22 protein-coding genes are annotated in these 23,094 nt (G+C 65.7%); 13 read left to right on the top strand and 9 right to left on the bottom strand.

What is annotated here, in order from left to right:
• Window positions 1-21: 21 nt before the first annotated feature.
• The gene (locus tag AC1DRP_RS01205) at window positions 22-312 is read right to left on the bottom strand and encodes a hypothetical protein (protein WP_441490776.1); all 291 of its coding nucleotides are present in this window, start codon (window positions 310-312) and stop codon (window positions 22-24) included.
• 614 nt (window positions 313-926) lie between these two features.
• Between AC1DRP_RS01205 and AC1DRP_RS01200 the strand changes: the two genes are divergently transcribed.
• From AC1DRP_RS01200 to phoB, 7 genes are all read left to right on the top strand, one after another.
• Complete coding sequence (locus AC1DRP_RS01200; protein ID WP_441490777.1) at window positions 927-1,988, top strand: ATP-binding protein; 1,062 nt, start codon at window positions 927-929, stop codon at window positions 1,986-1,988.
• A gap of 100 nt (window positions 1,989-2,088) precedes the next feature.
• The gene (pstS, locus tag AC1DRP_RS01195; protein WP_441506370.1) at window positions 2,089-3,114 is read left to right on the top strand and encodes a phosphate ABC transporter substrate-binding protein PstS; all 1,026 of its coding nucleotides are present in this window, start codon (window positions 2,089-2,091) and stop codon (window positions 3,112-3,114) included.
• A gap of 95 nt (window positions 3,115-3,209) precedes the next feature.
• Entirely contained in the window at window positions 3,210-4,181 is a 972-nt protein-coding gene (gene pstC, locus AC1DRP_RS01190; protein ID WP_069878068.1) for a phosphate ABC transporter permease subunit PstC, read from the top strand.
• Between the two features lie 13 nt (window positions 4,182-4,194).
• The gene (gene pstA / locus AC1DRP_RS01185; protein WP_441490779.1) at window positions 4,195-5,082 is read left to right on the top strand and encodes a phosphate ABC transporter permease PstA; all 888 of its coding nucleotides are present in this window, start codon (window positions 4,195-4,197) and stop codon (window positions 5,080-5,082) included.
• A 44-nt stretch (window positions 5,083-5,126) separates the two neighbouring features.
• A complete protein-coding gene (pstB, locus tag AC1DRP_RS01180) occupies window positions 5,127-5,927 on the top strand; it encodes a phosphate ABC transporter ATP-binding protein PstB (protein ID WP_069878064.1) in 801 nt (266 codons plus the stop codon).
• A gap of 48 nt (window positions 5,928-5,975) precedes the next feature.
• On the top strand, window positions 5,976-6,695 hold the full coding sequence (phoU, locus tag AC1DRP_RS01175; RefSeq protein ID WP_069878062.1) for a phosphate signaling complex protein PhoU: 720 nt from the start codon (window positions 5,976-5,978) through the stop codon (window positions 6,693-6,695).
• 33 nt (window positions 6,696-6,728) lie between these two features.
• Entirely contained in the window at window positions 6,729-7,427 is a 699-nt protein-coding gene (phoB, locus tag AC1DRP_RS01170) for a phosphate regulon transcriptional regulator PhoB (RefSeq protein ID WP_043235687.1), read from the top strand.
• A 119-nt stretch (window positions 7,428-7,546) separates the two neighbouring features.
• Here the strand turns inward: phoB and AC1DRP_RS01165 are convergent, their stop codons facing one another.
• Complete coding sequence (locus AC1DRP_RS01165; RefSeq protein WP_476767585.1) at window positions 7,547-7,867, bottom strand: YnfA family protein; 321 nt, start codon at window positions 7,865-7,867, stop codon at window positions 7,547-7,549.
• Window positions 7,868-7,941: 74 nt separating this feature from the next.
• Between AC1DRP_RS01165 and AC1DRP_RS01160 the strand changes: the two genes are divergently transcribed.
• Window positions 7,942-9,159 (top strand): TIGR03862 family flavoprotein, encoded by a 1,218-nt coding sequence (locus tag AC1DRP_RS01160; RefSeq protein ID WP_441506368.1) that lies wholly within the window; start codon window positions 7,942-7,944, stop codon window positions 9,157-9,159.
• A gap of 9 nt (window positions 9,160-9,168) precedes the next feature.
• On the opposite strand, the gene greA is transcribed toward AC1DRP_RS01160, so the two are convergent.
• Complete coding sequence (gene greA, locus AC1DRP_RS01155; RefSeq protein WP_441506367.1) at window positions 9,169-9,636, bottom strand: transcription elongation factor GreA; 468 nt, start codon at window positions 9,634-9,636, stop codon at window positions 9,169-9,171.
• Between the two features lie 563 nt (window positions 9,637-10,199).
• Between greA and AC1DRP_RS01150 the strand changes: the two genes are divergently transcribed.
• The 4 genes from AC1DRP_RS01150 (at window position 10,200) to AC1DRP_RS01135 (ending at window position 15,700) form a co-directional block, all read left to right on the top strand.
• Window positions 10,200-10,616 (top strand): DUF1801 domain-containing protein, encoded by a 417-nt coding sequence (locus tag AC1DRP_RS01150; RefSeq protein ID WP_441506366.1) that lies wholly within the window; start codon window positions 10,200-10,202, stop codon window positions 10,614-10,616.
• A gap of 185 nt (window positions 10,617-10,801) precedes the next feature.
• A complete protein-coding gene (gene uvrB, locus AC1DRP_RS01145) occupies window positions 10,802-13,459 on the top strand; it encodes an excinuclease ABC subunit UvrB (protein WP_476767584.1) in 2,658 nt (885 codons plus the stop codon).
• A gap of 178 nt (window positions 13,460-13,637) precedes the next feature.
• Window positions 13,638-14,768: a copper-containing nitrite reductase gene (gene nirK, locus AC1DRP_RS01140; RefSeq protein ID WP_441506364.1), complete on the top strand. Its 1,131-nt coding sequence runs from the start codon at window positions 13,638-13,640 to the stop codon at window positions 14,766-14,768.
• A 50-nt stretch (window positions 14,769-14,818) separates the two neighbouring features.
• Entirely contained in the window at window positions 14,819-15,700 is an 882-nt protein-coding gene (locus AC1DRP_RS01135; RefSeq protein WP_441506363.1) for a formylglycine-generating enzyme family protein, read from the top strand.
• Between the two features lie 142 nt (window positions 15,701-15,842).
• Here the strand turns inward: AC1DRP_RS01135 and AC1DRP_RS01130 are convergent, their stop codons facing one another.
• The 5 genes from AC1DRP_RS01130 to AC1DRP_RS01110 form a co-directional block, all read right to left on the bottom strand.
• A complete protein-coding gene (locus AC1DRP_RS01130; protein WP_441506362.1) occupies window positions 15,843-16,481 on the bottom strand; it encodes a redoxin domain-containing protein in 639 nt (212 codons plus the stop codon).
• A 22-nt stretch (window positions 16,482-16,503) separates the two neighbouring features.
• Window positions 16,504-18,675 carry a protein-disulfide reductase DsbD family protein gene (locus AC1DRP_RS01125; protein WP_476767583.1) on the bottom strand — a complete coding sequence of 724 codons (2,172 nt, stop codon included), beginning with the start codon at window positions 18,673-18,675 and terminating at the stop codon, window positions 16,504-16,506.
• A 280-nt stretch (window positions 18,676-18,955) separates the two neighbouring features.
• Complete coding sequence (locus AC1DRP_RS01120; protein WP_476767582.1) at window positions 18,956-19,720, bottom strand: ABC transporter ATP-binding protein; 765 nt, start codon at window positions 19,718-19,720, stop codon at window positions 18,956-18,958.
• On the bottom strand, window positions 19,708-20,460 hold the full coding sequence (locus AC1DRP_RS01115; protein ID WP_441506359.1) for an ABC transporter permease: 753 nt from the start codon (window positions 20,458-20,460) through the stop codon (window positions 19,708-19,710). The genes AC1DRP_RS01120 and AC1DRP_RS01115 overlap by 13 nt, the downstream gene beginning before the upstream one ends.
• A gap of 19 nt (window positions 20,461-20,479) precedes the next feature.
• A complete protein-coding gene (locus AC1DRP_RS01110) occupies window positions 20,480-21,505 on the bottom strand; it encodes an ABC transporter substrate-binding protein (RefSeq protein ID WP_476767581.1) in 1,026 nt (341 codons plus the stop codon).
• Window positions 21,506-21,665: 160 nt separating this feature from the next.
• Here AC1DRP_RS01110 and AC1DRP_RS01105 point away from each other — a divergent pair, with 160 nt between their 5' ends.
• Window positions 21,666-22,133, top strand: a complete 468-nt coding sequence (locus AC1DRP_RS01105; protein ID WP_441490791.1) for an Lrp/AsnC family transcriptional regulator — start codon at window positions 21,666-21,668, stop codon at window positions 22,131-22,133.
• Window positions 22,134-22,142: 9 nt separating this feature from the next.
• Here the strand turns inward: AC1DRP_RS01105 and AC1DRP_RS01100 are convergent, their stop codons facing one another.
• Window positions 22,143-23,033, bottom strand: coding sequence for a hypothetical protein (locus AC1DRP_RS01100; protein ID WP_441490792.1), 891 nt, complete (start codon window positions 23,031-23,033; stop codon window positions 22,143-22,145).
• Window positions 23,034-23,094: the final 61 nt, after the last annotated feature.

Genomic DNA, 23,094 nt, shown 5'->3' with positions numbered 1-23,094 from the left:
TCTTTCTCGAAAGCCGACGCTTTAGCGGCTGCTGCGCGCTGCGTAGGCGACCTGGCGGCTGCTGCGCTTGTGCCCATACCAGGAGGCCTCGCGCGCGCCGACATCCGCATGGACGATGCCGTTCGAATAGGAACCGACGCCGCCGGTGCTCGCGAGGGCCTTGGCGGCAGCGACCGCGCTGCGTGTAGAGGCGGCTAGTGGCCTGAAGTCGATCGCCTTTCCGCTATAATGCTGCGAGTTCCGGGCATGGCGACCGCCGCAGGTCGAGGTGATCTTGATCGGGCCGATCTTGGCGACCAACTCGCTGATCATCGCCAGGGTTTCCGGTTTGAGGCAGCCCAACCCCTTCACTTGCGGTTGGAAGGAAACCTTGCCGGCGGGGACATTGGCTTGGGCGGTCGCAGGGAGGCATACTGCAACGCATGCAGCCAAGATAAAATGACGCATAAAAGACTCAACAAGACTAGGGAGAATGGAAGGCTCAAGCCACCAAATTCTTGGTCTGGCTGACCAGTTCCATGTCCGAATAGTGTCCGTAGAAGGCCAAAAGATGGCTGGCCATGCCGATGGTCATCGTTACATCGATTGAGCATCATTATCAGTAGCCTTTCCAAGTCCGATGTTGTCTCAATAAAACGATGATAATTGGCTGAAAATACATTCTTGATCTGAGCGAGAGCGGCCGGTCGCAATTCCGATCATGGTCGAGACAGCCTCGGCCTCCGCGGCGCCCGGCGCGTCGCCGATAGTGACCACCCAAGCGCGCTTCGTTCCTGCTGAGATCCTGGATGGCGTGGATTTCGCCCAGTGTCGCCGCGCGCTGTGGGGGGCCTCGCAAGTGCGGGGGGCATCTCGCCCGGAGCGATTGGCAGAGCGCGTGCCAGCCCCTATGAGGGCGCCAGCTTCCTCCTGATAGGCATGTTCACATGGTCGATGTCGTCGATCCCCACGCGCCGGCCACTGCAGCGCTGATCGAGGCGCTGGGTTCCGCCGTGGTGCTGCTCGATGCGCAAGGGGTGGCGCAGGCACTGAGCCCAGCGATGCGCGCGCTCATTCCGGCGCTCGAACGCGGCCAGTCGCTCACGCTCGTCCTGCGCGACCCCGACCTGATCGACGCGATCGAGCAGGTTTCGCGCCGTGGAGGGCGCCGGGTCATCGAGTTGGTCGAGCGCGTGCCGGTCGAGCGCACATTCCGCATCCACATCGCAGCTTTGACCGGCGGCGTCTGGCGTAATCCCGTGGTGCTGACCTTCGAGGATCTGAGTGAGCTGCGCGTCACGGAACGCATGCGCGTCGATTTCGTGGCGAATGCCAGCCACGAACTGCGCACGCCGCTCGCCTCCCTTCTCGGCTTCGTCGAGACCCTGCAGGGACCGGCGCGCAACGATACCGGCGCGCGCGACCGCTTTCTCGCCATCATGCGCGAACAGGGTCTGCGCATGGCGCGGTTGGTCGACGATCTGCTTTCGCTCTCGCGCATCGAGCTGCGCGCCCATCTCGCGCCGGACACGCCTGTCGATCTCTCCGCGATTTCGCGCGAGATCGTCGACTCGCTCACCCTGATGGCACGCGAGCGCAAGGTGGCGTTGAAGCTCGAGACGCCGACCCAGCCGGTCCAAGTCGCGGGGGACCGCGACGAGTTGCTGCGGCTGATGGAGAACCTCGTCGAGAACGCCATCAAATATGGCCGTGAGGGCGGCGTGGTTGCAATCAATGTGGTCGAGGGCGCGAGCGAAGCCAGCGTCAGCGTTCGTGACGACGGGCCAGGCATCCCGCCCGAGCATCTGCCCCGCCTCACCGAACGCTTCTATCGTGTCGACACGGCCGCGAGCCGCGAGGCCGGCGGCACGGGCCTTGGTCTCGCCATCGTCAAGCACATCGTGTTACGCCATCGCGGCCGTCTCACCATCGAGAGCGAGTACGGCAAGGGCGCCCTCTTCAAGGCGATCCTGCCGCGCCTCGGCGCGATGATGCGGAGCCCGTCCTGACCAATGTGACGGCGAACGTGACGGTCTGTCATCTGTCTGTCACATGGAAGGTGTTCTAGCGGGGCTGCTAAAGACTGCGACCCAGACGAGGACTCCTCTAATGCGCAAAATTCTCATTCTCGCGGCTGCGACGATCGGCTTGGCCGGCGTTGCCCAGGCCGCCGACATTACCGGCGCGGGCGCGACCTTCCCTTTCCCGATCTACTCGAAATGGGCTGAAGCTTATAAGAAGGAGACCAATATCGGTCTCAACTATCAGTCGATCGGCTCAGGCGGCGGTATCCGGCAGATCAAGGCCAAGACGGTTGCGTTCGGCGCGACCGATGCCCCGCTCAAGGGCGAGGACCTGACCAAGGACGGCCTGATCCAGTTCCCGACCGTCATGGGTGGCGTCGTTCCGGCCGTCAACATTGCCGGCGTCGAGCCGGGCAAGCTGAAGCTCACCGGCGCGATCATCGCCGACATCTATCAGGGCACCATCAAGAAGTGGAACGATCCCAAGATCGTCGCCATCAATGCCGGCCTGACCCTGCCTGACGCCAACATCAACCCGGTCTATCGTTCGGACGGCTCGGGCACGACCTTCGTCTTCACCGACTATCTCTCGCGCGTTTCGCCGGACTGGAAGTCGAAGATCGGCACCAACACGGCCGTGCAGTGGCCGGTCGGCATCGGCGGCAAGGGCAATGAGGGCGTCTCGGCCTCCGTCAAGCAGGTCGCGAACTCGATCGGCTATGTCGAGTACGCCTATGCCAAGCAGAACAAACTGGCCCATGCGCTGGTCGAGAACGCCGACGGCCAGTTCCCGGCTCCGGACGACAAGTCCTTCCAGGCCGCTGCCGCCAATGCGAACTGGAACGAGGCTCCCGGCTTCGGCATCTCGTTGAACAACCAGAAGGGCGCCCAGGCCTGGCCGATCACCTCCGCCACCTTCCTGCTCGTCCATGCCAAGCCGGAGAAGCCCGAAGAGGTGCAGTCCGCGCTGAAATTCGTCGACTGGGCCTTCAAGAACGGCGACAAGCTCGCGCTCGATCTCGACTACGTGCCGCTCCCGGCCAACGTCAAGGATCAGGTCCGCGCCGCCTGGAAGGGCGCCACCGACCCGGCTGGCAAGCCGATCTTCTGATCCATGCTATGACGCGAGGCGGGTTGTTCCCGCCTCGCGTTCGACTTTGTGAGACCCGTTTCCTCGTGCTTCTTATGCGACCGGAGTAACCACGGATGGCTGCCGTGACAGACCAGATGGCCGCGCCCGGCGCGCCCGCCATTCGCCGCACTCCAAAGGGCACCTTCGACATTGTCTTCCGCAATGCCAGCCGGGCCGCCGCGCTCTTCGTGCTGGTGCTGCTCGCGGGCATCATCGCCTCGATGATCATCGGCGGCTGGCCCGCCTTCCGCGAATTCGGCCTTGGTTTCATCACGTCCAGCGTCTGGGACACCCAGAACGAGCAGTATGGCGCCTGGCCTGCCATCGTAGGCACCTTGTCGACCGCGCTGATCGCGCTGGTCCTTGGCGTGCCGCTCTCGCTCGGCATCGCCGTCTACCTCACCCAGCTCGCGCCGCCCTGGTTCAAGCGCCCGGTCTCGACGACGATCGAGCTGCTCGCCGCCGTGCCCTCGATCATTTACGGCATGTGGGGTCTCTTCGTTTTCGTGCCGCTCTTCGCGGCCTATGTGCAGATCCCGGTCTCGAACATCGTCGAAGGCATTCCGCTGGTCGGCACCGTGCTGTATTCGCGCTCGCCCTCGGGGCTCGGCATCCTGACGGCCGGCATCATCCTCGCCTTCATGATCATCCCCTTCATCGCCTCGATCACCCGCGACATGCTGGAGCAGATCCCGTCCGTGCTGCGTGAGAGCGCCTATGGCATCGGCGCCACGACCTGGGAGGTCGTGCGCCATGTGCTGGTGCCGCAGGCCGGCGTCTCGATCATCGGCGCGATCATGCTCGGTCTTGGCCGCGCGCTTGGCGAGACCATGGCGGTGACCTTCGTCGTCGGCAATGCCAACCGGCTTTCGGCCTCGATCATGGACCCCGGCTCGACCATTGCCTCGCGCATCGCCAACGAATTCAACGAGGCGATGGGCCTGCAGCTCAACGCGCTGATCGCGCTCGGCTGCATCCTCTTCTTCGTCACCTTCGTCGTCCTCGTGATCGCGCGTATCCTTGTCGCGCGCGTCAAGTCCTTCTGAGCGGAGCCTGGCCATGAACAGCGCCGTCACCCCGCCCGCAACGACGCCTCATCAGGTCTGGGGCCGCGTCCGCCCCGCGCGCCGCACCGCGGATCGGGCGATGAAGATCATCGCCACCAGCTTCACCCTTCTCGCCATCTTCGTGCTGTTCTGGATTCTCGGCATGCTGCTCGTGAAGGGGATCGGCGGGCTCTCCGTCGCGACCTTCACCCAGGTGACGCCCGGTCCCGGCAGCGAGGGGGGCGGCCTTGCCAACGCCATTGTCGGCTCGATCGTGCTGACCTTCCTCGGCATCGCCGTGGCGACGCCGGTGGGCGTGCTCGCCGGCACCTACCTTGCCGAATACGGCAAGGGCTCCAAGCTCGCGGACCTGATCCGTTTCATCAACGACATCCTGCTCTCGGCGCCGTCGATCCTGATCGGCCTCTTCGTCTACGTCATCCTGGTCGAGCCATTCCGCGGCTATTCCGGCTGGGCCGGCGGCGTGGCGCTGGGCATCATCGCGATCCCGGTGATCGTGCGCACCACCGAGGACATGCTGCGCCTCGTGCCGAGCTCGTTGCGTGAAGCCGGTGCTGCGCTCGGCGCCCCGCCTTCGGTCGTCATCACCAGCGTGACCTGGCGGGCGGCGAAATCCGGCATGGTCACCGGTATCCTGCTGGCCCTGGCGCGCATCGCCGGCGAGACGGCGCCGCTGATCTTCACTGCGCTGAACAACAATTTCTGGTTCTCGCCCAGCCTCGTCGGCGGCGTCTCCAACCTGCCGGTGACGATCTACCAGTTCGCCTCCGCCCCCTATGAGAACTGGCAGCAACTCGCCTGGGCCGGTTCGCTGATCATCACCGTCTCGATCCTGTGCCTCTCGCTTATCGCCCGCCGTATCGTGCGGGGCGGCAAATGAACGGCCTTAAACCCTCGTCGCGTTCGATCTGAAGGAACAAGTCGATGCTTTCGACGCTGGAACTGAGCCCGCAAGCGCTTGATGCCGAGGCCCCCGTCCGGATCGCGGTCAAGAACCTCGATTTCTACTACGGCGAGCACAAGGCGCTGAAGAACATCAATCTCGACTTCCGGGACCGCCATGTCACGGCCCTGATCGGACCGTCGGGCTGCGGCAAGTCGACCCTGCTGCGCATTTTCAACCGGATCTACTCGCTTTATCCCGAGCAGCGCGCCACCGGCGAGATCCTGCTCGACGGCCGCAACGTCATCAGCAACGATATCGATGTGAACGAGCTGCGCTCGCGCGTCGGCATGGTGTTCCAGAAGCCGACGCCCTTCCCGATGTCGATCTACGACAATGTCGCATTCGGCATCCGCCTCTACGAGAAGCCACCGAAATCCGAGCTCGATGACCGCGTCGAGGGTGCGCTGCGCCGTTCCGCGCTCTGGGACGAGGTCAAGGACAAGCTGAAGACCTCCGGCATGGGCCTGTCCGGCGGCCAGCAGCAGCGCCTCTGCATTGCGCGGACCATTGCCCAGAAGCCGGAAGTCATCCTGTTCGACGAGCCGACCTCGGCGCTCGATCCGATCTCGACCGGCAAGATCGAGGACCTGCTCGAGCAGCTCAAGACCGACTTCACCATCGTCATCGTCACCCACAACATGCAGCAGGCGGCGCGTATCTCGCAGTACACCGCCTTCATGTATCTCGGTGAGGTGATCGAATTCGACGCCACCAACACCATCTTCATGAACCCGCACAAGAAGCAGACGCAGGACTACGTCACCGGCCGCTTCGGCTGAACCGGCGCCCAGCCTTCCAACTGCTTTGCCGACAAAGGATACGCCGCGATGACTGATCACATCGTCCGCTCATATGATGCCGATCTCGAGGGGATCCGCCGCAGCCTGGCCGAGATGGGGGGCATGTCGGAGCGCATGCTCGGCGATTCGACAGTCGCCCTGGTGCGCCGCGACACCGGGCTGGCACAGAAGGTCATCAGCGCCGACCAGCGCCTCGACAATCTGCAGCGCGAGGTAGAGGAGAAGGCGGTGCTCACCATCGCCCGGCGCCAGCCGCTCGCCAACGACCTGCGCGAGCTGATCTCCGCCATCCGCATCGCCGCCGATATCGAGCGTGTCGGCGATCTCGCCAAGAATATCGCCAAGCGCGCGGTCGCCATCTCCGGCCAGTTCCAGCCGCCGTCGCGCGCGGTCGTCGGCCTCGAGCATATGAGCCGCCTGGTTCAGGCCCAGCTCAAGGACGTGCTCGACGCTTACGCCGTCAGCAACGAGCAGAAGGCCATGGAGGTCTGGCGCCGCGACGATGAGATCGACGCGCTCTATACCTCGCTCTTCCGCGAGCTGCTCACCTATATGATGGAAGACCCGCGCAACATCACCTTCTGCACGCATCTCCTGTTCTGCGCCAAGAATGTCGAGCGCATCGGCGACCACACCACCAACATCGCCGAGACGATCCACTATCTCGTCACGGGCGAAGCCTTGGACGCAGCCCGCCCGAAGCTCGACACGACCAATATCCTTCTGGACGCCGCCACCGGTGAGTGACCGGCGCCCGACACCTTTGGGACCGAGTGAGACATGCCTGCACGCATCCTGATCGTTGAGGACGAAGAGCCGCTGACCCTGTTGCTGCGCTACAATCTCGAAGCCGAGGGCTTCGAGGTCGACAGCGTCGCGCGTGGCGACGATGCCGAGCTGCATCTGCGCGATCATACGCCGGACCTCGTGCTGCTCGACTGGATGCTGCCGGGCCTTTCCGGCATCGAGCTCTGCCGGAGGCTGCGGACCCGTCGCGATACCGAGCGGGTGCCGATCATCATGCTCACCGCCCGCGGCGAGGAAACCGAGCGTGTGCGCGGCCTCGCCACCGGGGCCGACGACTATGTCGTCAAGCCGTTCTCGCTGCCCGAGCTGATCGCCCGCATCCAGGCGTTGCTACGCCGCGCCAAGCCGGGTCATGTCGCCGGCCTGTTGGCCGCCGGCGATCTCGAACTCGACCGCACCACCCGCCGTGTCCGCCGCTCAGGCAGCGAGCTGCATCTCGGCCCGACCGAGTTCCGCCTGCTCGAATTCCTGATGCAGGCGCCGGGGCGGGTCTATTCCCGGGCCCAGCTGCTCGACGCGGTCTGGGGCCGCGACGTCTATATCGACGAGCGCACCGTCGACGTCCATGTCGGCCGGCTGCGCAAGGCGATCACTCCTGACAACGCCAAGGACCCGCTGCGGACCGTGCGCGGTGCCGGCTATGCCTTCGACGAGACCTTTGCGCGGAGCTGAGACTTGGATCATCGGGGACTTGGATCATCGGGCCGGATATCGAATCCGCCCGACGATCTAACCGTCTATGGTTGCATCGGCCTTCCCGAAAACCGCAATCCACCTTTCGGGCCGATACCCTAGCGCGGCCCTGCGATAATAATCGCCGCGCCGGCGAGGCAGATCAGCCCACCGATAATGTCCCAGCGGTCGGGGCGAAAGCCTTCCACGGCCCAGAGCCAGGCGAGCGAACTGACGATGTAGACGCCGCCATAGGCGGCATAGGCCCGTCCGGCGGCTTCGCTCTCCGCCAGCGTCAGCAGCCAGRCGAACAGGGCGAGCGAAAACAGTCCGGGTACGAGCCACCAGATGGGCTTGTCGAGCCGGAGCCAGCCCCAGAACGCGAAACAGCCGGCGATTTCGAGAATGGCTGCGCCGAAATAGGCGGCGATGGTCGGCATGGTTCGTCCCTGTCGATGGCCTTCGGGGCGGGATTACCCTTGACCGCAGGGCGCGCTGACGGCAAGCCGGACCGATGCCCACACATCACGTCGCCATTATTGGAGCAGGGCCCTCCGGGCTGATCGCGGCCGAGCGCCTTGCGGCAGCCGGGGACACCGTCACGATCTACGATCGCATGCCCTCGCCGGCCCGCAAATTCCTGCTGGCCGGGCGCGGCGGATTGAACCTTACCCATTCCGAACCGCTCGACAGGTTCCTGCCCCGCTATCGCGATGCGCAAGCCTGGCTGGAGCCGGCCATTCGCGCCTTCCCGCCACAATCCCTGCGCGACTGGGCCGATGCGCTCGGGCAGGACACGTTCGTCGGCAGCAGCGGCCGCGTCTTCCCGCGCGCCATGAAGGCCTCGCCCCTGCTGCGGGCATGGCTGCGCCGGCTCGATGGTCTCGGCGTCGCCTTCGCGCCTGGGCAGCGCTGGACCGGCTGGAGCGAAGCGGGAGCTCTGACGTTCCGGAGCCGCGATGGCGCCGATGTCGAGGCGCGGCCCGACGCGACGCTGCTCGCGCTCGGCGGTGCGAGCTGGCCACGGCTGGGTTCGGATGGTGGCTGGGCACCCTTGTTGGCGGCGCGCGGCGTTGCGATCGCGCCGCTGCGCCCGGCCAATGGCGGTTTCACGGTCGATTGGTCCCAGACCATGCGAGAGCGTTTTGCCGGAGTACCGTTGAAGCGCATCGTCCTGAGCTTCGGCGGCCAATCCGTGCCCGGCGAGGCGATGATCGATGCGACGGGTCTGGAAGGCGGCGCGGTCTATGCACTCTCTGCCCCGATTCGCGAGACGATCCTGCGCGAGGGCAGGGCGGTCATCACCATCGATCTGAGGCCCGATCACGAGGCGGCACTGCTGGTCCAGCGCCTCGCGCATCGTCGCAAGGGCGTGACGCTGAGCAATCATCTGCGCAAGGCTGCAGGTCTTGCTCCATCCGCGATTGCGCTGCTGCGCGAAGCGGCGAAGGGGCCACTCCCCGAAGACGCGGAGAGGCTGGCCGCACTGATCAAGGCCGCGCCTCTGGTGCTCACCGGTCTCAGACCGATCGAGCGGGCGATCTCCACCGCCGGTGGCGTCGCCGCGGCCGAGGTCGAGGAAGGCTTCATGCTGAAACGCTTGCCCGGTACCTTTGTCGCAGGCGAGATGCTGGATTGGGAGGCGCCGACCGGCGGCTATCTGCTGCAGGCCTGTTTCGCGACCGGAGTCGCAGCTGCAGCAGGGATTCAGGCCTGGCTCGCGGATAGCTGAACGATCGCCTCAGGAGATCGCGATGATCTCGACCGCCTCAGTGCCGATGCTGACGCTCTCGCCAATGCCCTTGCCCATCAGCGCGCTCGCCAACGGCGCGACATAGGGCAGCGTTCCGTGTGCCGGATCGGCCTCGTCCTCGCCGACCAGCCGCCAGTTCTGCTCGCGCCCATCGGCCCGGCGGATCGTCACTGTCGAGCCGAAGCGGACGATGTCGTGCCTTTCCTGCGCAGGGGCCAGCTTGGCGCTGGCGCGCCGCGCCGCCCAGTAGCGGAACTCGCGCCGCGTCTGAGCGATCTCGGTGCGGTCGCCTCCGGCCAGCGCCGCCGCGTGTTCGTCATGCCAGCGCGCCAGCTGGGCCTCGATCTGTGCGAGCCCCTCAGGCGTCACGAGGTTCGGGTGAGGCGAGACTGGCCGGTCCGGCAGCTCGTCCAGGGTCCCTCTTTCCTCTGCTTCCTTGACGAAGGCGCGAGTCATTCTGGCCTCCTCCTATTGATCTCGGCACATCCGGCGAACCGGACCACAGCTTTCAGTGTTACGTCCTCACGACTGCTTGCGATGCAGCGCCAACCCGATGCTGGAATCTGAAGCGGCGATCACTTGGAGATGGGGATCAGGCACTGCCGAAGACAAGACCCGAACAGTCTACACCCCCGTGTCCGGCCGCACCATCAAGAGCAGAGCCATCGCGCGCTGCCCCTGGCCCCCGATCACGAGCGCAGTCCCGTTCCCAAGGGGGCAGCCGATGCCGGAAGAGCGCCGCGCTTGCGTCGGGCCGTCCGTCGCGGCCACCTTGATCCTGAGTTGCGAGACCCGACGGCGATCGTTGCGCGCGCAGGCTTCGATTGACTGACGTATAGCCCAATGATTATGAATGCAGATCAATAGCCAGAGAGTTATGCGTTGTGATCCGTGCAGACACACCGTGCTCTCCAAGACGTTTACCGGCCGGCCCAGCCTCTTCGAGAGGTTGCGCTGCGATCTCGAGCAGACGGTTGGCCCGATCCCAGAAGCGAGAGTTCCGGAGAGAAGGGAAGATCATGAGCCAGAGCGAGTCCCAGAACGAAAACTCCCCGTCTCGGATGATCGACGAGCGGATCACCGAGCTGGGCGACTGGCGAGGCAAGATGCTCTCCCAGCTCCGCGTATGGATCAGGCAAGCCGATCCTGAGGTGGTAGAGGAGTGGAAATGGCGAGGGGTTCCGGTGTGGTCCCACGACGGATTGATCTGCACTGGGGAGACCTACAAGAGCGTCGTCAAAATGACCTTTGCCAAGGGGGCCTCACTCGACGACCCATCGGGCCTCTTCAATTCCAGTCTGGATGGCAACACCAGGCGGGCCATCGACATCCACGAGGGTGAGACGATTGACGAAGGGGCATTGAAGGCTCTCATTCGCGCAGCCGTGACCCTCAACATGTCCGGCGGCTGCGGCAAGACCAAGTCCCGCGGATAAGCCTCGCTCCGTCTCGATATGCGCCGGCGCGCGATGAAAGCCGGACTTGCATCGCGCCCACCCCCGGGACCGCTTCAATCCGGCTTCTCCTGCCACGGTGTACTCCTGTCACCTGCTGTCAGTTATCCGCCTGCTGCGACGGCGTACCCCTCGCGCTCCGCCCGGTTTCGCCCCATATTGCCGCCATGCCGAAAAGCTCCGACACGACCGCCAAGGCTAAGCCTGCAAAAAAGCCCGCCTCCGCGCGCACGCCGAACTCCAAGGCCACCAAGCCCGAGTTGAAGCCGCTCGAGGGCTATCTCGCCGATCTGCTCAATCCCGCGATCAACCGCGGCAGGGCGGTCCCGGGCRGCGCCTCCGGTTTCAGCGACCAGCCGCAGGCCGGTTATGGCGAGCCGCGCCCCGGCGACACCAAGCTGAAGAAAAAGCCGAAGAAAGGCGACGCGGCCTCTGCCTTCGGCGAGGCCGAGGGCGAGACCGCTGCCTCCGTCACCGCGCATTCGCTGCAGCACCTGCTCGAGTCCGGCAGCCCCTTCATCGATCCCGGCAAGCCCTGGACGCCGCATCGCCCGGCCCGCCCGGACAAGTCCGAGGGCGGCATCGCCTTCCGCATGCAGTCGGATTTCGAGCCGGCTGGTGACCAGCCGACCGCGATCGCCGATCTCGTCGACGGCGTCGCACGGCAGGAGCGCGACCAGGTCCTGCTCGGCGTTACCGGCTCCGGCAAGACCTTCACGATGGCCAAGGTGATCGAGGAGACGCAGCGCCCGGCTCTGATCCTCGCCCCGAACAAGACGCTGGCCGCACAGCTCTACGGTGAATTCAAGAGTTTCTTCCCCGACAACGCGGTGGAGTACTTCGTCTCCTACTACGACTACTATCAGCCGGAGGCCTACGTCCCGCGTTCGGACACGTTTATCGAGAAGGAATCCTCGATCAACGAGCAGATCGACCGCATGCGCCACTCGGCCACGCGCTCGCTGCTGGAGCGCGACGACGTCATCATCGTCGCCAGCGTCTCCTGCATCTACGGCATCGGCTCGGTCGAGACCTATACGGCGATGACCTTCGCCATCAAACTCGGCGAGCGCATCGAGCAGCGTCAGCTCATCGCCGATCTCGTCGCCCTGCAATACAAGCGCACGCTTGGCGATTTCGCCCGCGGCACCTTTCGCGTGCGTGGCGATGTCATCGAGCTGTTCCCGGCCCACTATGAGGACCGCGCCTGGCGCATCGGCCTGTTCGGCGACGAGGTCGAAAGCATCTCGGAATTCGATCCGCTCACCGGTCAAAAGACGGCCGACCTCGAATTCGTGAAAGTCTACGGCAATTCGCACTACACCACGCCGCGCCCGACGCTGACCCAGGCTGTCAAGTCGATCAAGGAGGAGCTCAAGGCCCGCCTTGAGGAACTCAATCGCATGGGGCGCTATCTCGAAGCGCAGCGGCTCGACCAGCGTTGCACCTTCGACATAGAGATGATCGAGTCGACCGGTTCGTGCAACGGCATCGAGAACTATTCGCGCTATCTCACCGGCCGAAAGCCGGGCGAGCCGCCGCCGACCCTGTTCGAGTACCTGCCCGACAATGCGCTGGTCTTCACCGATGAGAGCCACGTCACCGTGCCGCAGATCGGCGGCATGTACCGGGGCGACTTCCGCCGCAAGGCGACATTGGCCGAATACGGCTTCCGCCTGCCGTCCTGCATGGATAACCGGCCGCTGCGCTTCGAGGAATGGGACGCGATGCGCCCGCAATCGGTGCATGTCTCGGCGACGCCCGGCGGCTGGGAGATGGACCGCACCGGCGGTGTCTTCACCGAGCAGGTCATCCGTCCAACCGGGCTGATCGACCCTCCGGTCGAGGTCCGCCCCGCCAAGCACCAGGTTGCCGACCTGCTCGACGAGATCAAGGAGGTCACCGAGAAGGGCTACCGCAGCCTCGTCACCGTGCTGACCAAGCGCATGGCCGAGGACCTGACCGAGTACCTCCACGAGAACGGCGTGCGCGTGCGCTACATGCATTCCGACATCGACACGATCGAGCGCATCGAGATTCTGCGCGATCTCCGCCTCGGCGCTTTCGACGTGCTGGTCGGCATCAATCTGCTGCGCGAGGGCCTGGACATCCCGGAATGCGGCTTCGTCGCCATTCTCGACGCCGACAAGGAAGGCTTTCTGCGCTCCGAGACTTCCTTGATCCAGACCATCGGCCGCGCCGCCCGCAATGTCGACGGCAAGGTCATCCTCTATGCCGACCACATCACAGGCTCGATGGAGCGCGCGATGGCGGAGACCAATCGCCGCCGCGAGAAGCAGGAGGCCTATAACCTCGCGAATGGCATCACGCCGCAGACGATCAAGCGCGCCATCGGCGACATCCTCGGCTCGGTCTACGAGCGCGACCATGTCACGGTCGACAAGGGTTTGGTCGATGCGCCGATCGCCGGGCACAACCTCAAGGCCGCCTTGGCCGATCTCGAGAAGCGCATGCGCGAGGCTGCCGCCGATCTCGAATTCGAGACGGCCGCCCGGTTGCGCGACGAGATCAAGCGCCTGCAGGCGACCGAACTCGCCATCTCCGATGACCCGCTCGCCCGCCAGAGCGATGTCGAGGCCTCGGCTGGCAAGTACAAGGGGGAGYGCAGCTACGGCGCGTCGGCGAACCTGCCGACACGGGCGCGCAAACCCACCGATGAGGACATGGGCCCGCATAACTGGGGCGGCGGCGAAGCCAAACCGGTCTCGCGTCCGCGCAAGCCGAACTTGGACGAGATGGGTCCGGTTCCGGAATCGCGGCCGAAGGGCGCGGGGGAACAGGCCAAGCGACGCGGCCGGCGATAGCTGCCCGTAGTGGCTCTGCCCGAGTCCAGCATCTGCCGTTCCCTGCTCCGGGCGCGCCAGCGCCACGGCCAAAGGGCTGCAAGACCTACCGCCCGAATGCTCTTCGACCTTGGTCCGTAGTTCCACGATTGCACCGCCGGTATCCTTTCGAATGAATGGTGCTCAAGGGGGGATGGCCATGGGACAGGCATTCGAGATTGCCGATGGTAAGGCYACCATCTCCCGACGTGCCGCCCTCAGGGGCGCCGCATTCCTGGCCGGGGCGCTGGTCGCTCCAGCATCGGCTCAGGTGCTCGATCTGCCGCGACAGAAGGTCGAGTTCGTCGCACCGCCCTTCGTTCATCCTCACGAGCAGGCGACCAAGCTGGGCCCAAGGATCATGGAGTTCAGGCTCTGGGTCGAGGAGAAGAAGATCGTTATCGACGAAGAGGGCACCACGTTGCAGGCCATGACCTTCAACGGGTCGATCCCTGGGCCGCTTTTTGTCGTGCACGAGGGTGATTATGTCGAGGTGACGCTTGCCAATCCCGACACCAACTCGATGGCGCACAATATCGACTTCCATGCTGCTGCGGGCGCATCAGGCGGTGCCGATCTGACCTTGATCAACCCCGGGGAGCAGACCGTGCTGCGCTGGAAGGCCACCCGGACGGGTGTGTTCGCTTATCACTGCATCCCAGGTGCCATGACCCCCTGGCATATCACCTCGGGCATGAGCGGCGCCGTGATGGTGCTGCCGCGGGACGGCCTCAAGGATGCGGCCGGACGGCCGCTTCACTACGATCGCGTCTACTACATCGGCGAGCATGATTATTACGTTCCGCGCGACGAGAAGGGCAAATTCAAGCACTACGACACGCATGGCGACGCCTACATGGACACGATGGAGGTCATGCGAAAGCTGGTGCCAAGTCACGTCGTGTTCAACGGCGCGGTCGGAGCCCTGACGGGCAAGAACGCGATGCCCGCAAAGGTCGGTGAGAACGTGCTGATCGTGCATTCCCAGGCAAGCCGCGACACACGTCCACATCTGGTCGGCGGGTTCGGAGACTATGTCTGGGAGACCGGCAAGTTCTCGAATCCTCCCGAGACCAATCTCGAAACCTGGTTCATTCGGGGCGGATCCGCGGGCGCGGCGCTCACCAAATTCCTTCAGCCCGGCATTGTCGGATACGTGAACCACAACATGATCGAGGCCTTCGAACTTGGTGCGACAGCCCATTTCAGGGTCGAGGGTCAATGGAATGATGACCTGATGACCCAGGTAAAGGCGCCCGAACCGATTGTGAGCAACGTCGCGCATAAATGATCTGACCATCACCCGCCTAGGGCCGTCGGACGGCCGCCTCGGGAGGCATCATGCTGTCCGCGTTCAAACTCATGGCCCTGGCCAGCGCGGCGCTGGCGCCCATCGCGATCTCGGCCCTTGCGCCGGGATATGGCACCGGATCGGCGACAGCACGTGCGCCGTTCCCGGAGCTCGTGGAACTGCGGTCCGGTACATTCCGTTACCGTGCCAGCGGCGAGTTCTTGCGGGACGGGAAGCCGATCATCGCGCCGATTGTGGCGGTTGCTGTCGACAGGCCGCTGGCTGTGATGAAAAATCAGGTCACGGTCGCGGATTATCTGCGCTGCGTCAAAGCCCGAGCGTGCCCGATGGCGGGCACCGACGCTGCTGCCGTTGACCGTCCCGTCGTCGGAGTGAGCTGGCGGGATACTCAGGCCTATGCGTCCTGGTTGTCACGCGAGACGGGGGCGACGTTCCGGCTACCGACGGACGGCGAGTGGGCCTATGCAGCCGCGAGCCGATTCCACGACGACGCCCTGCCGGAAAACCTCAGTGGCGGCGACCCCGGCCAGCGAGCGCTTGCGATCTATGACAGGGACGCGAGCCGCGTGACGACAGTCGCAAAGGCGCCACAACCGATTGGAAGTTTCGGCGCGAACGAGAATGGCCTTCTCGATTTGGCCGGCAATGTCTGGGAATGGACCGACACCTGTTTTCAGCGCATCGCCGTCGCTGCTACGGGGGCAAGGACGGCTGTCCTGGCCAATTGCGGGGTTCGCGTCGTTGAGGGCCGCCATCGGGCCTACATGGCGGATTTCGTTCGCGATGCGCGCGCCGGCGGCTGCGCATCCGGCACGCCTCCGAGCAATCTCGGCTTCCGGCTCGTACGTGACGACGTTTCCCGGCCCGGATGGAGCTTTGTCTTGGGGCTGGTCCAGCTGGTCGCGAGATAGGCGACGCTCAAGGAGACGCCCTAAGCGCCGGCCGGACCAGGGATCCGATCGTCGATGTGGCCGATCAGGCACCATGCCGCGCTGACCTCGACATAGGTGGATCGGCGGCACCGCGACAGTGCGGAGGCGGCGCTCGCTGCTGTCAGTTCAGCGGGGCGAGCTTGATCGCGCAGCCATAGGCCTTGGTTGTGGCTTCTGAGATCGGTTTGCCGGCCTTCATTTCGGCGACTGCCTGGCGCACATAGCTCTTGGCGCCGTTCAGGCTGGCGGCGCTGGCCGAGGGCTTGTCGTCGATCGCGCCCGCATAGACCAGCGTGCCCTTGCCATCGATGATGTACAGATGCGGCGTGGTCTGCGCGCGATAGGCGCGGCCCATGGTGCCCTTGGGGTCGAGCAACAGGTCGCTGGGGGCGGCGTTGCGCGAGGCGGTCAGCCCCTTGGCCTGGGCGGCCGTGACATAGCCCTGCTCACCCGGCGGTGAGGAGACGACGCTCAGCCAGACGATGCCTTCCTTCGTCATATCGCGCTGCAGGCTCTGCATGGTGCCGCTGTTGTAGTGTTTGCGGACATAGGGGCAGTCGTGATTGGTCCATTCCAGGATCACGGTCTTGCCCGCGAATTCCGGGAGCGACCGGGTCCGGCCGTCGACATCGAGCGCCGAGAAGGCGGGGGCCGGCGCACCGATCCGCGGGCCGCTCTGCGCGAGCGCCGGGGCCGCTGCGAGGGTGAGGCCCGCAAGGACCAAGCCTGCGATGAACCTCTGACGTGTCACAGCTGTCATGTCTGCCTCCGTCTTCCCAGGATCAGGGTCGGTTCTGCGCGGTCCTCGCCTCTTTGCCGGCGGCACGGCCGGCGGCCTCGACCAGCATGTCGGTCGTCAGGAGTTGCGGCAGGATTTCGGGCGGCGCGCCCTTCGTGCCGGGATAGAACAGGTAGAGCGGCACGCCGGCCCGGCCGTGCTCGGCAAGTGCGGCTGCGATGGTGGCATTGCGGTTGGTCCAGTCGGCCTTGAGATAGGCGACGTTCAGCTTGGCAAAGGTGTCCTTGACCTCCTGCCGGACCAGCGCGACCCGCTCATTGGCAAGGCAGGTGATGCACCAGGCCGCGGTGAAGTTGACGAAAACGGGACGCCCTTCCGCCTGCAGCGCGGCGACGCGCTCGGGAGACCAGGGCTCGATGTCGCCGGCCCGTGCTGCGTCCGTCGCGCTTGGAACGGCACTCTGCAGCACGAAGGCCCCGGCGCTGACGGCGACGAACAGGGCGAGAGCCGACAGGGCGACTCGGGTCCGCCCGCCAGCACTGCGGCCGAGGCCGAGCAGCCAGACGAGGAAGCCGGCGGCGAGGATCGCAGCCAGAGCGGCAAGCACGCCGCCGGGGCCGGCCTGGACGGAGGCGACCCAGACCAGCCAGGTCGCAGTCGCGAACATCGGGAAGGCAAAGGCCTGCTTGAGGATGACCATCCAGCGGCCGGGCTTGGGCAGCAGACGCAGCCAGCCGGGAGCGAAGGACAGGAGGACCACCGGCGCGGCAAAGCCGAGCGCCAGCGCCAGGAAGACCGCAAGCGCGATCTGCGGCGGTTGCGTCACGGCATATCCCATCGCCGCGCCCATGAAGGGGGCGGTGCACGGCGTCGCGACGATGACGGCGAGCGCCCCGGTCATGAAGGCGCCCAAGCGTCCGCCGCTGGAGGCAAGCCCATGTCCGGCACCCTGGACGGAGCCGCCGATTTCGAATGCGCCGAGCAGGTTGAGGCCGATCAGCACCATGATGACCGCCAGCACGATCACGACGGGCGGCGATTGCAGCTGGAACCCCCAGCCGATGCTGGTGCCGAGCGCTGCCAGCGCGATCACCGCGCCGGCAAGGATGATGAAGCTGGTAAGGACGCCGCAAAGGAAAAGCAGACCCTGCTCGCGCACCTCGGCGCGGCTCGCCTGCGCGGCCTGCGCGAAGCCGAGCGCCTTGATGAACAGCACCGGCAGCACGCAGGGCATCAGGTTGAGGATCAGGCCGCCGGCGAAGGCGAAGGCCAGTGCGGCCCAGAGCGTCAGGTTGCTTTCGGGCGCTGCGGCGACGCGCACCACGGCCGGGGCCTGGGCCGCTTGCGGCGCCGTGGAGGAATTGACCAGCGCAGGCTCGACATCGGCCATCAGGCTCAGCGCGCGCGGCACGCCGGCCTCGCGATAGGTGATGACCCCGCTGAGCTCGGTCTCGCCGACCTTGAACGAGCTGGAGCGGGCAAGTTGCAAGACCGTGCCGGCGGCAGTGTTCGTCGCGGTCTGCGGGGCTGCGTGCTCGATCAAGGTCTCGAGCAGCGGGAAGTAGCGCAGCTCCTCGACGGGCTGCCCGAGGCCCGGCAGCGCGAGGGCGAGCGCATCGCCGTCCTGGGTCAGCTTCGCCCGGAAATCGGCAGGTTGCGGCAGCGCGGCGCGGGCCGCATCGATCCGCGACTGTGCCGCCTCATCGGCGACCGGGGCCGGGCCGACCTTGAGGTCGAGCGTGAAGGAGCCTTCCTCGGGGATGCAGATTTTTTCGCAGACCAGCCAGGTCGCGTTMGCCTTGAGGGCAAGGCGCTCGCCCGGCTGTGCGCCTTCGGGAACGGTGATCTCCACCGGCAGCAGCACGGCATCGCTGAAGCCGAAATTGACGAGCGGCTCGACCGGGAGCGCCTTCGGCGCCGGCCATTGGATCGCACCGACGCTGAAGCCTGCGGGCAATGTCCACTCGATCCGCGTCGGTTCGCCGGAATCGCCGGGATTGGCCCAGTATGTGTGCCAGCCCTTGGCGATCTTCTGGCTGAGCGCGACCTGGAAGCGCTCGCCGGGCGCAACGACGTCGCGGCTGGAGAGCAGGGTCGCAGTGACGCGGGGGCTGGTGACCGCAGCAGATTCGGCGGCAAGGGCGGCGCCGGGCAGGAGCAGTGCGAGGATGAGAAGGCCCCGCCGCAGCAAGCCGTTTGTAATGCGCTCGACCATGTTTTCCGTCATCAAATCGTAAAGGCCTCAGCTCACCTGCCCCAGATTGGCGCTGCGCGCCAATGACAAGCCGGTGATAGCGCGTGAGCAGGGCCTTCTTCGGGCGTCAGGCGCAAGGATGCCCCGCGCTATGATGTCGCCCCGCGCACGGGAGCGTCACCATTCCGGACGAGCCGCGCAGCGCCGCCGTTCCGGACGCGATCATCGCTCCCGGCGCCCGGGAGGGTGTCCGAGGCTGCGCTGCGCGTCGGCTGGAATCACGACGTGGTGTGACCGGCGATCAGATCGCTGCGCCATCCGCGACGATATCGGCGCCAAGTCCGCGGCGCACGGCCCGCACGATCTCGGTCTCGGCGGCGGCCCCGCGGCGGCGCGGGCGCGGAGTGGCGATCCGATGCTCGGCGATGATCTGGCCGGGTGCGCCCGAGAGCACGACGACGCGGTCGGCGAGATAGGCAGCCTCGTCGATGTCGTGTGTGACGAAGAGCACGGTCTTGCCGGTGCTTTGCCAGACGCGGATCAGCTCGTCCTGCAGGGTTTCGCGCGTCAGTGCGTCCAGTGCCGAGAAGGGCTCGTCCATCAGCAGGATTTCCGGCTCGACCGCGAGCGCGCGCGCCAGCGAAACGCGTTGGCGCTGGCCGCCCGAGAGCTGGTGGGGCCAGCGCTGTGCGAGCTGACCGAGCCCCACGAGATCGAGCATCTCCTGAGCCTGCTTGAGCCGCGCAGGGCGCGAGGCCCGCCCCTCGAGCCCAAAGCCGACATTGGAGATCACCTTGCGCCAGGGCAGCAGGCGCGAATCCTGGAAGACCAGCGCGACCGGCCGGCGGGTCCGGTCCCTGGCATGGAAGATGACCTCGCCGCCGCTCGGTTTGGCGAGCCCGGCGATGACGCGCAGCAGGGTCGACTTGCCGACGCCGGATGGGCCGACAATGGCGAGGAATTCGCCGCGCGCGACCTGGAGGTCAAGCTTGTGCAGCACCTCGGTCGCTTCCCCGTCGCGGGTGAAGGTCAGCGACAGGGCCTTGATGTCGATCATGCTTTCCATCGCAGCACCCATCCCTGGAAAGCGACGAAGGCGGTGTCGAGCAGGCCGTAAAGCGCGGCCATGGTCAGCATGTAGATCACCACGATGTCGGTCGCGAGCAGGCTGGAGGCCTGCATCATGCGCTGCCCGACGCCGGCGACACCAAAGATCTCGGCGGCGACCACCGCCATCCAGGCCTGGCCAAGCGCGGTGCGGACGCCGACCAGAATGCCGGGCATTGCGGCCGGCAGCAGGATCTTGCTCAGACGCTGCCAGGCCGATCGGAAACCAAACGCATCCGCGACCTCGATCAGGTCACGATCGACGCCGCGGATCGCGCCCTGTGCCGCAAAGAAGACGATCCAGAACACGCCGATGGCGATGATGAAGACCGCCGCCGACGGATTGACCCCGAACCAGATGATGGCGAAGGGCACCCAGGCGAGGCCGGGAATCGGCCGAAGCACGCGCACGACCCAGGCCGTGGCTTCGTCCGCGGTGCGCGACATGCCGACGAGCACGCCAGTGGCAATGCCGAGGCCGGCGCCGACGATGAGGCCCGTGAAATAATGGCCGAGCGAGCCGCCGATCGCCGACAACCACGCGCCCGAGGTCACTTCGCGCCAGAATGCCTTCGGCAAGGCAGACGGGCCAGGCAGGAAGGCTGGGTTCACCAGCCCGAAATGAGGGATCGCCTCCCAGAGCAGCAGGAAGGCGAGGAGGCCTGCAAAGGCGAGGGCCGGAGCCCTGAGCGAGGTCAAGATCAGCCGCCGGATTCTGTCAGAGGGTTTTGATGGCGCGCTCGTAATACTGGGTCTCGAACAGGCCGTCGAAAGGCAGTTCCTTCTCGAGCGAGCCGAGCTTGACCTGATAGGCCTGCATGGCACGCGACGGCTCGATGATGACGCGCGGATCGATCGGGAACTTGCTGGCGGGCGAGGTCAGCGCCTGTCGGATCAGGGCCGGGTCGACGATGCCCTTGCCAAGCGCGGCGCCGACATGCGGGGCAGCCTTGTCGGGGTCCTTGGCGATCAGAGCGGCGGCACGCACCAGGCTCGTCACCAGCTTCTGCACGGCGTCCGGATTCTTGGTCACGAAATCGCCTGATGCTGCGACCACGGTCCCGGGCTGGCCGGGGAACAGCTCCTCGCCGCCGGCAATCAGCTTGATGCCGGGATTGCGGGTCTGGATGATCGACAGCGCCGGCTCGCGCACGATCGCGCCCTCGACAGCTGCAGCGAGCACGGCCTGCTGTGTCGCGTCGATGCCCATGGGCACGACCTCGACATCGGCCTTGTCGGCCTTGGCGACCTCCCAGAGCCAATATTGCAGGGTGGTGTTGGGCACCRAGCCGGCGGGCTGGGTCGCAAGCCGGGCCGGTTTTCCGGTGGCGGCCCTATGCGCCTCGAAGGCCGCAGCCGGTGCGGTGCCGGACGTAAAGAACTTGGCGAGCGCGGGAGCTGCCACGAAGACGTTCTCGGCAATCGCAGTTGCGGCCACGACGCGAATGTCGACGCCGCGCGAGCGGGCGACGGCAAGTGGCGCGATACCCGCGACATAGAGGTCGATCGTGCCCGAGGCCAGGGCCTGGATCATGTTCGGACCGGATTCGAAAACCGTGAAGGCGGCATTGATGCCGGCCTCCTTGAGCCAGCCTTCGCCATTGGCAACGAAGACGGGCGCCGTGCCGATGACCGGGATGTAGCCGACACGGGCTGTCACGCCGCTCTGGGCCCATGCAGCGCCGGCAAGGGGAGTGCTCGCGAGAAGCGAAGAGCCGGCGAGCAGAAACTGGCGGCGATCCATCGATCCATCCTTCGTGAAAATCGGTCCGGCGAGAACGCCGGTTGACAGATTGAGAAAAGGATTTTCTATCTGAAAGCAAGATGCGGGCATCGAAAAGATGATTTTTCTCTAGATTCCCAATTCAATAGGAAATTAGTTCTCCAATTGATGGGCTGAGAGAATGGATGCGATCGACCGGAAAATCCTGACTGTCCTGCAAGGTGATGCGAACATCTCGATCGCCGAGCTGGCCGATCGCGTCGGCCTCTCGCAGACCCCCTGCTGGAAGCGGATTCAGCGGCTGGAGGCGACGGGCGTCATCACCAAGCGTGTCGCGCTGGTGGCGCCGGAGAAGATCGGACTCGGGCTCACGGTCTTCGTCCAGATCGAGACCGCCGACCATTCCGGTCCCTGGCTGGAAAAATTCGCGCAGATGGTCGCGTCGATGCCGGAGGTCATGGAGTTCTACCGGATGGCCGGCGATGTCGACTACATGCTGCGCGTGGTGGTTGCCGACATGGCGGCCTATGACGGGTTCTATAAGCGGCTGATCGAGACGATTCCGCTGAAGAACGTCACCTCCCGCTTCGCGATGGAACGGATCAAGGCGACCACGGCCTACAAGGTTCCGGACCTGCCGAAAGTGTAAGGGTCGGGCTTACTGGGTCGGAACGGCAACCGCCGGCGCGACCGGGCGGGCCACGGCCGGTCGCGCCGGCTTGGGCCGTTCGGGCTTGGGTTCGGGCAGGCCGAGGCGGGCACGGATTGCGGCAGCCTTGGCCTCTGTGATGCGCGCGGCGCAGAAACCGAGCGAGCCTTCGCGCTGGAAATCACGGCAGGTCAGCTCACGCTCGGAGGTGAACCCGGCCTGTTCCCGCGCGATGCTGCGCTGCGTGCTGAGATCGCCCTTGGCTGCAAGCGCGCGAAAGCCCTCGCGCACCGCGCGCTCCGCCCTGCCGCGTTCGGATTCGATCTCCTTGGCCCGCGCCGAGAGGGTGCGTGCATCAGGGCCCCAGAGGCCTCGCGGATCGATCCGGCAGGCGGCTGCCTCGATCACGCAGGGTTGCTCCGGCTCGACCACCAGAAAGGCGCCCTCCAGGACATCGAACACGATCGGGCAGGCCGAGGCCTCCAGCTTGTAGCGTGGCACACCGGCCGGCTTGCCGAGCGATGTCACCGGCAGCGGCGTATCGCCGAAGGAAATGGCACAGGGCTCGGTCAGGTTGCCGGGCTGGAAGCCGGCAGCGTTGAGCTTGAGGCCAAAGCCGGTCGGTGTCTTCTCGAAGACCGCTTCGCCGGCGCCGCCATTCTGCCGGAGCACGCGGCCGATGATCCCTTCCTCGGTCGGCAGCTTGATGGCCGGCATCGACGGGGTGTGCGGCTTGGCCGGTCCGCCCGTGCCGGGGGGCGCCGCCTGATGTGCGCCCGGCGGATTGAAGGGTTGCGCGCCCGGCAATTGCATCGGCTGAGCCTGGGCAAGCCCACCCGAACCGGCTGCAGCCAGCATCGCGAAGATCTTGAGGGCTATGCGGCCGGGTCTGGTCAGCATCGGGTGCCGTGAAATGGTAAACGCAATCTTCTGCATGAATTGGCGAGCGAACGCGTGCAAG

It is taken from the genome of Allobosea sp. 01N443, assembly GCF_056399325.1.
This window is presented reverse-complemented; position numbering and strand designations above follow the sequence as displayed.

Bases quoted from the DNA above. Each gene is read 5' to 3' on its own strand.
- AC1DRP_RS01135 (WP_441506363.1), top strand. From the start codon at position 14,819: ATGCTGTCCGCGTTCAAACTCATGGCCCTGGCCAGCGCGGCGCTGGCG.
- AC1DRP_RS01200 (WP_441490777.1), top strand. From the start codon at position 927: ATGGTCGATGTCGTCGATCCCCACGCGCCGGCCACTGCAGCGCTGATC.
- pstC (WP_069878068.1), top strand. From the start codon at position 3,210: ATGGCTGCCGTGACAGACCAGATGGCCGCGCCCGGCGCGCCCGCCATT.
- AC1DRP_RS01120 (WP_476767582.1), bottom strand. From the start codon at position 19,720: ATGGAAAGCATGATCGACATCAAGGCCCTGTCGCTGACCTTCACCCGC.
- AC1DRP_RS01160 (WP_441506368.1), top strand. From the start codon at position 7,942: ATGCCCACACATCACGTCGCCATTATTGGAGCAGGGCCCTCCGGGCTG.
- AC1DRP_RS01100 (WP_441490792.1), bottom strand. From the start codon at position 23,033: ATGCTGACCAGACCCGGCCGCATAGCCCTCAAGATCTTCGCGATGCTG.
- pstB (WP_069878064.1), top strand. From the start codon at position 5,127: ATGCTTTCGACGCTGGAACTGAGCCCGCAAGCGCTTGATGCCGAGGCC.
- AC1DRP_RS01105 (WP_441490791.1), top strand. From the start codon at position 21,666: ATGGATGCGATCGACCGGAAAATCCTGACTGTCCTGCAAGGTGATGCG.
- AC1DRP_RS01150 (WP_441506366.1), top strand. From the start codon at position 10,200: ATGAGCCAGAGCGAGTCCCAGAACGAAAACTCCCCGTCTCGGATGATC.
- pstA (WP_441490779.1), top strand. From the start codon at position 4,195: ATGAACAGCGCCGTCACCCCGCCCGCAACGACGCCTCATCAGGTCTGG.
- phoB (WP_043235687.1), top strand. From the start codon at position 6,729: ATGCCTGCACGCATCCTGATCGTTGAGGACGAAGAGCCGCTGACCCTG.
- greA (WP_441506367.1), bottom strand. From the start codon at position 9,636: ATGACTCGCGCCTTCGTCAAGGAAGCAGAGGAAAGAGGGACCCTGGAC.
- AC1DRP_RS01205 (WP_441490776.1), bottom strand. From the start codon at position 312: ATGATCAGCGAGTTGGTCGCCAAGATCGGCCCGATCAAGATCACCTCG.
- pstS (WP_441506370.1), top strand. From the start codon at position 2,089: ATGCGCAAAATTCTCATTCTCGCGGCTGCGACGATCGGCTTGGCCGGC.
- AC1DRP_RS01130 (WP_441506362.1), bottom strand. From the start codon at position 16,481: ATGACAGCTGTGACACGTCAGAGGTTCATCGCAGGCTTGGTCCTTGCG.
- phoU (WP_069878062.1), top strand. From the start codon at position 5,976: ATGACTGATCACATCGTCCGCTCATATGATGCCGATCTCGAGGGGATC.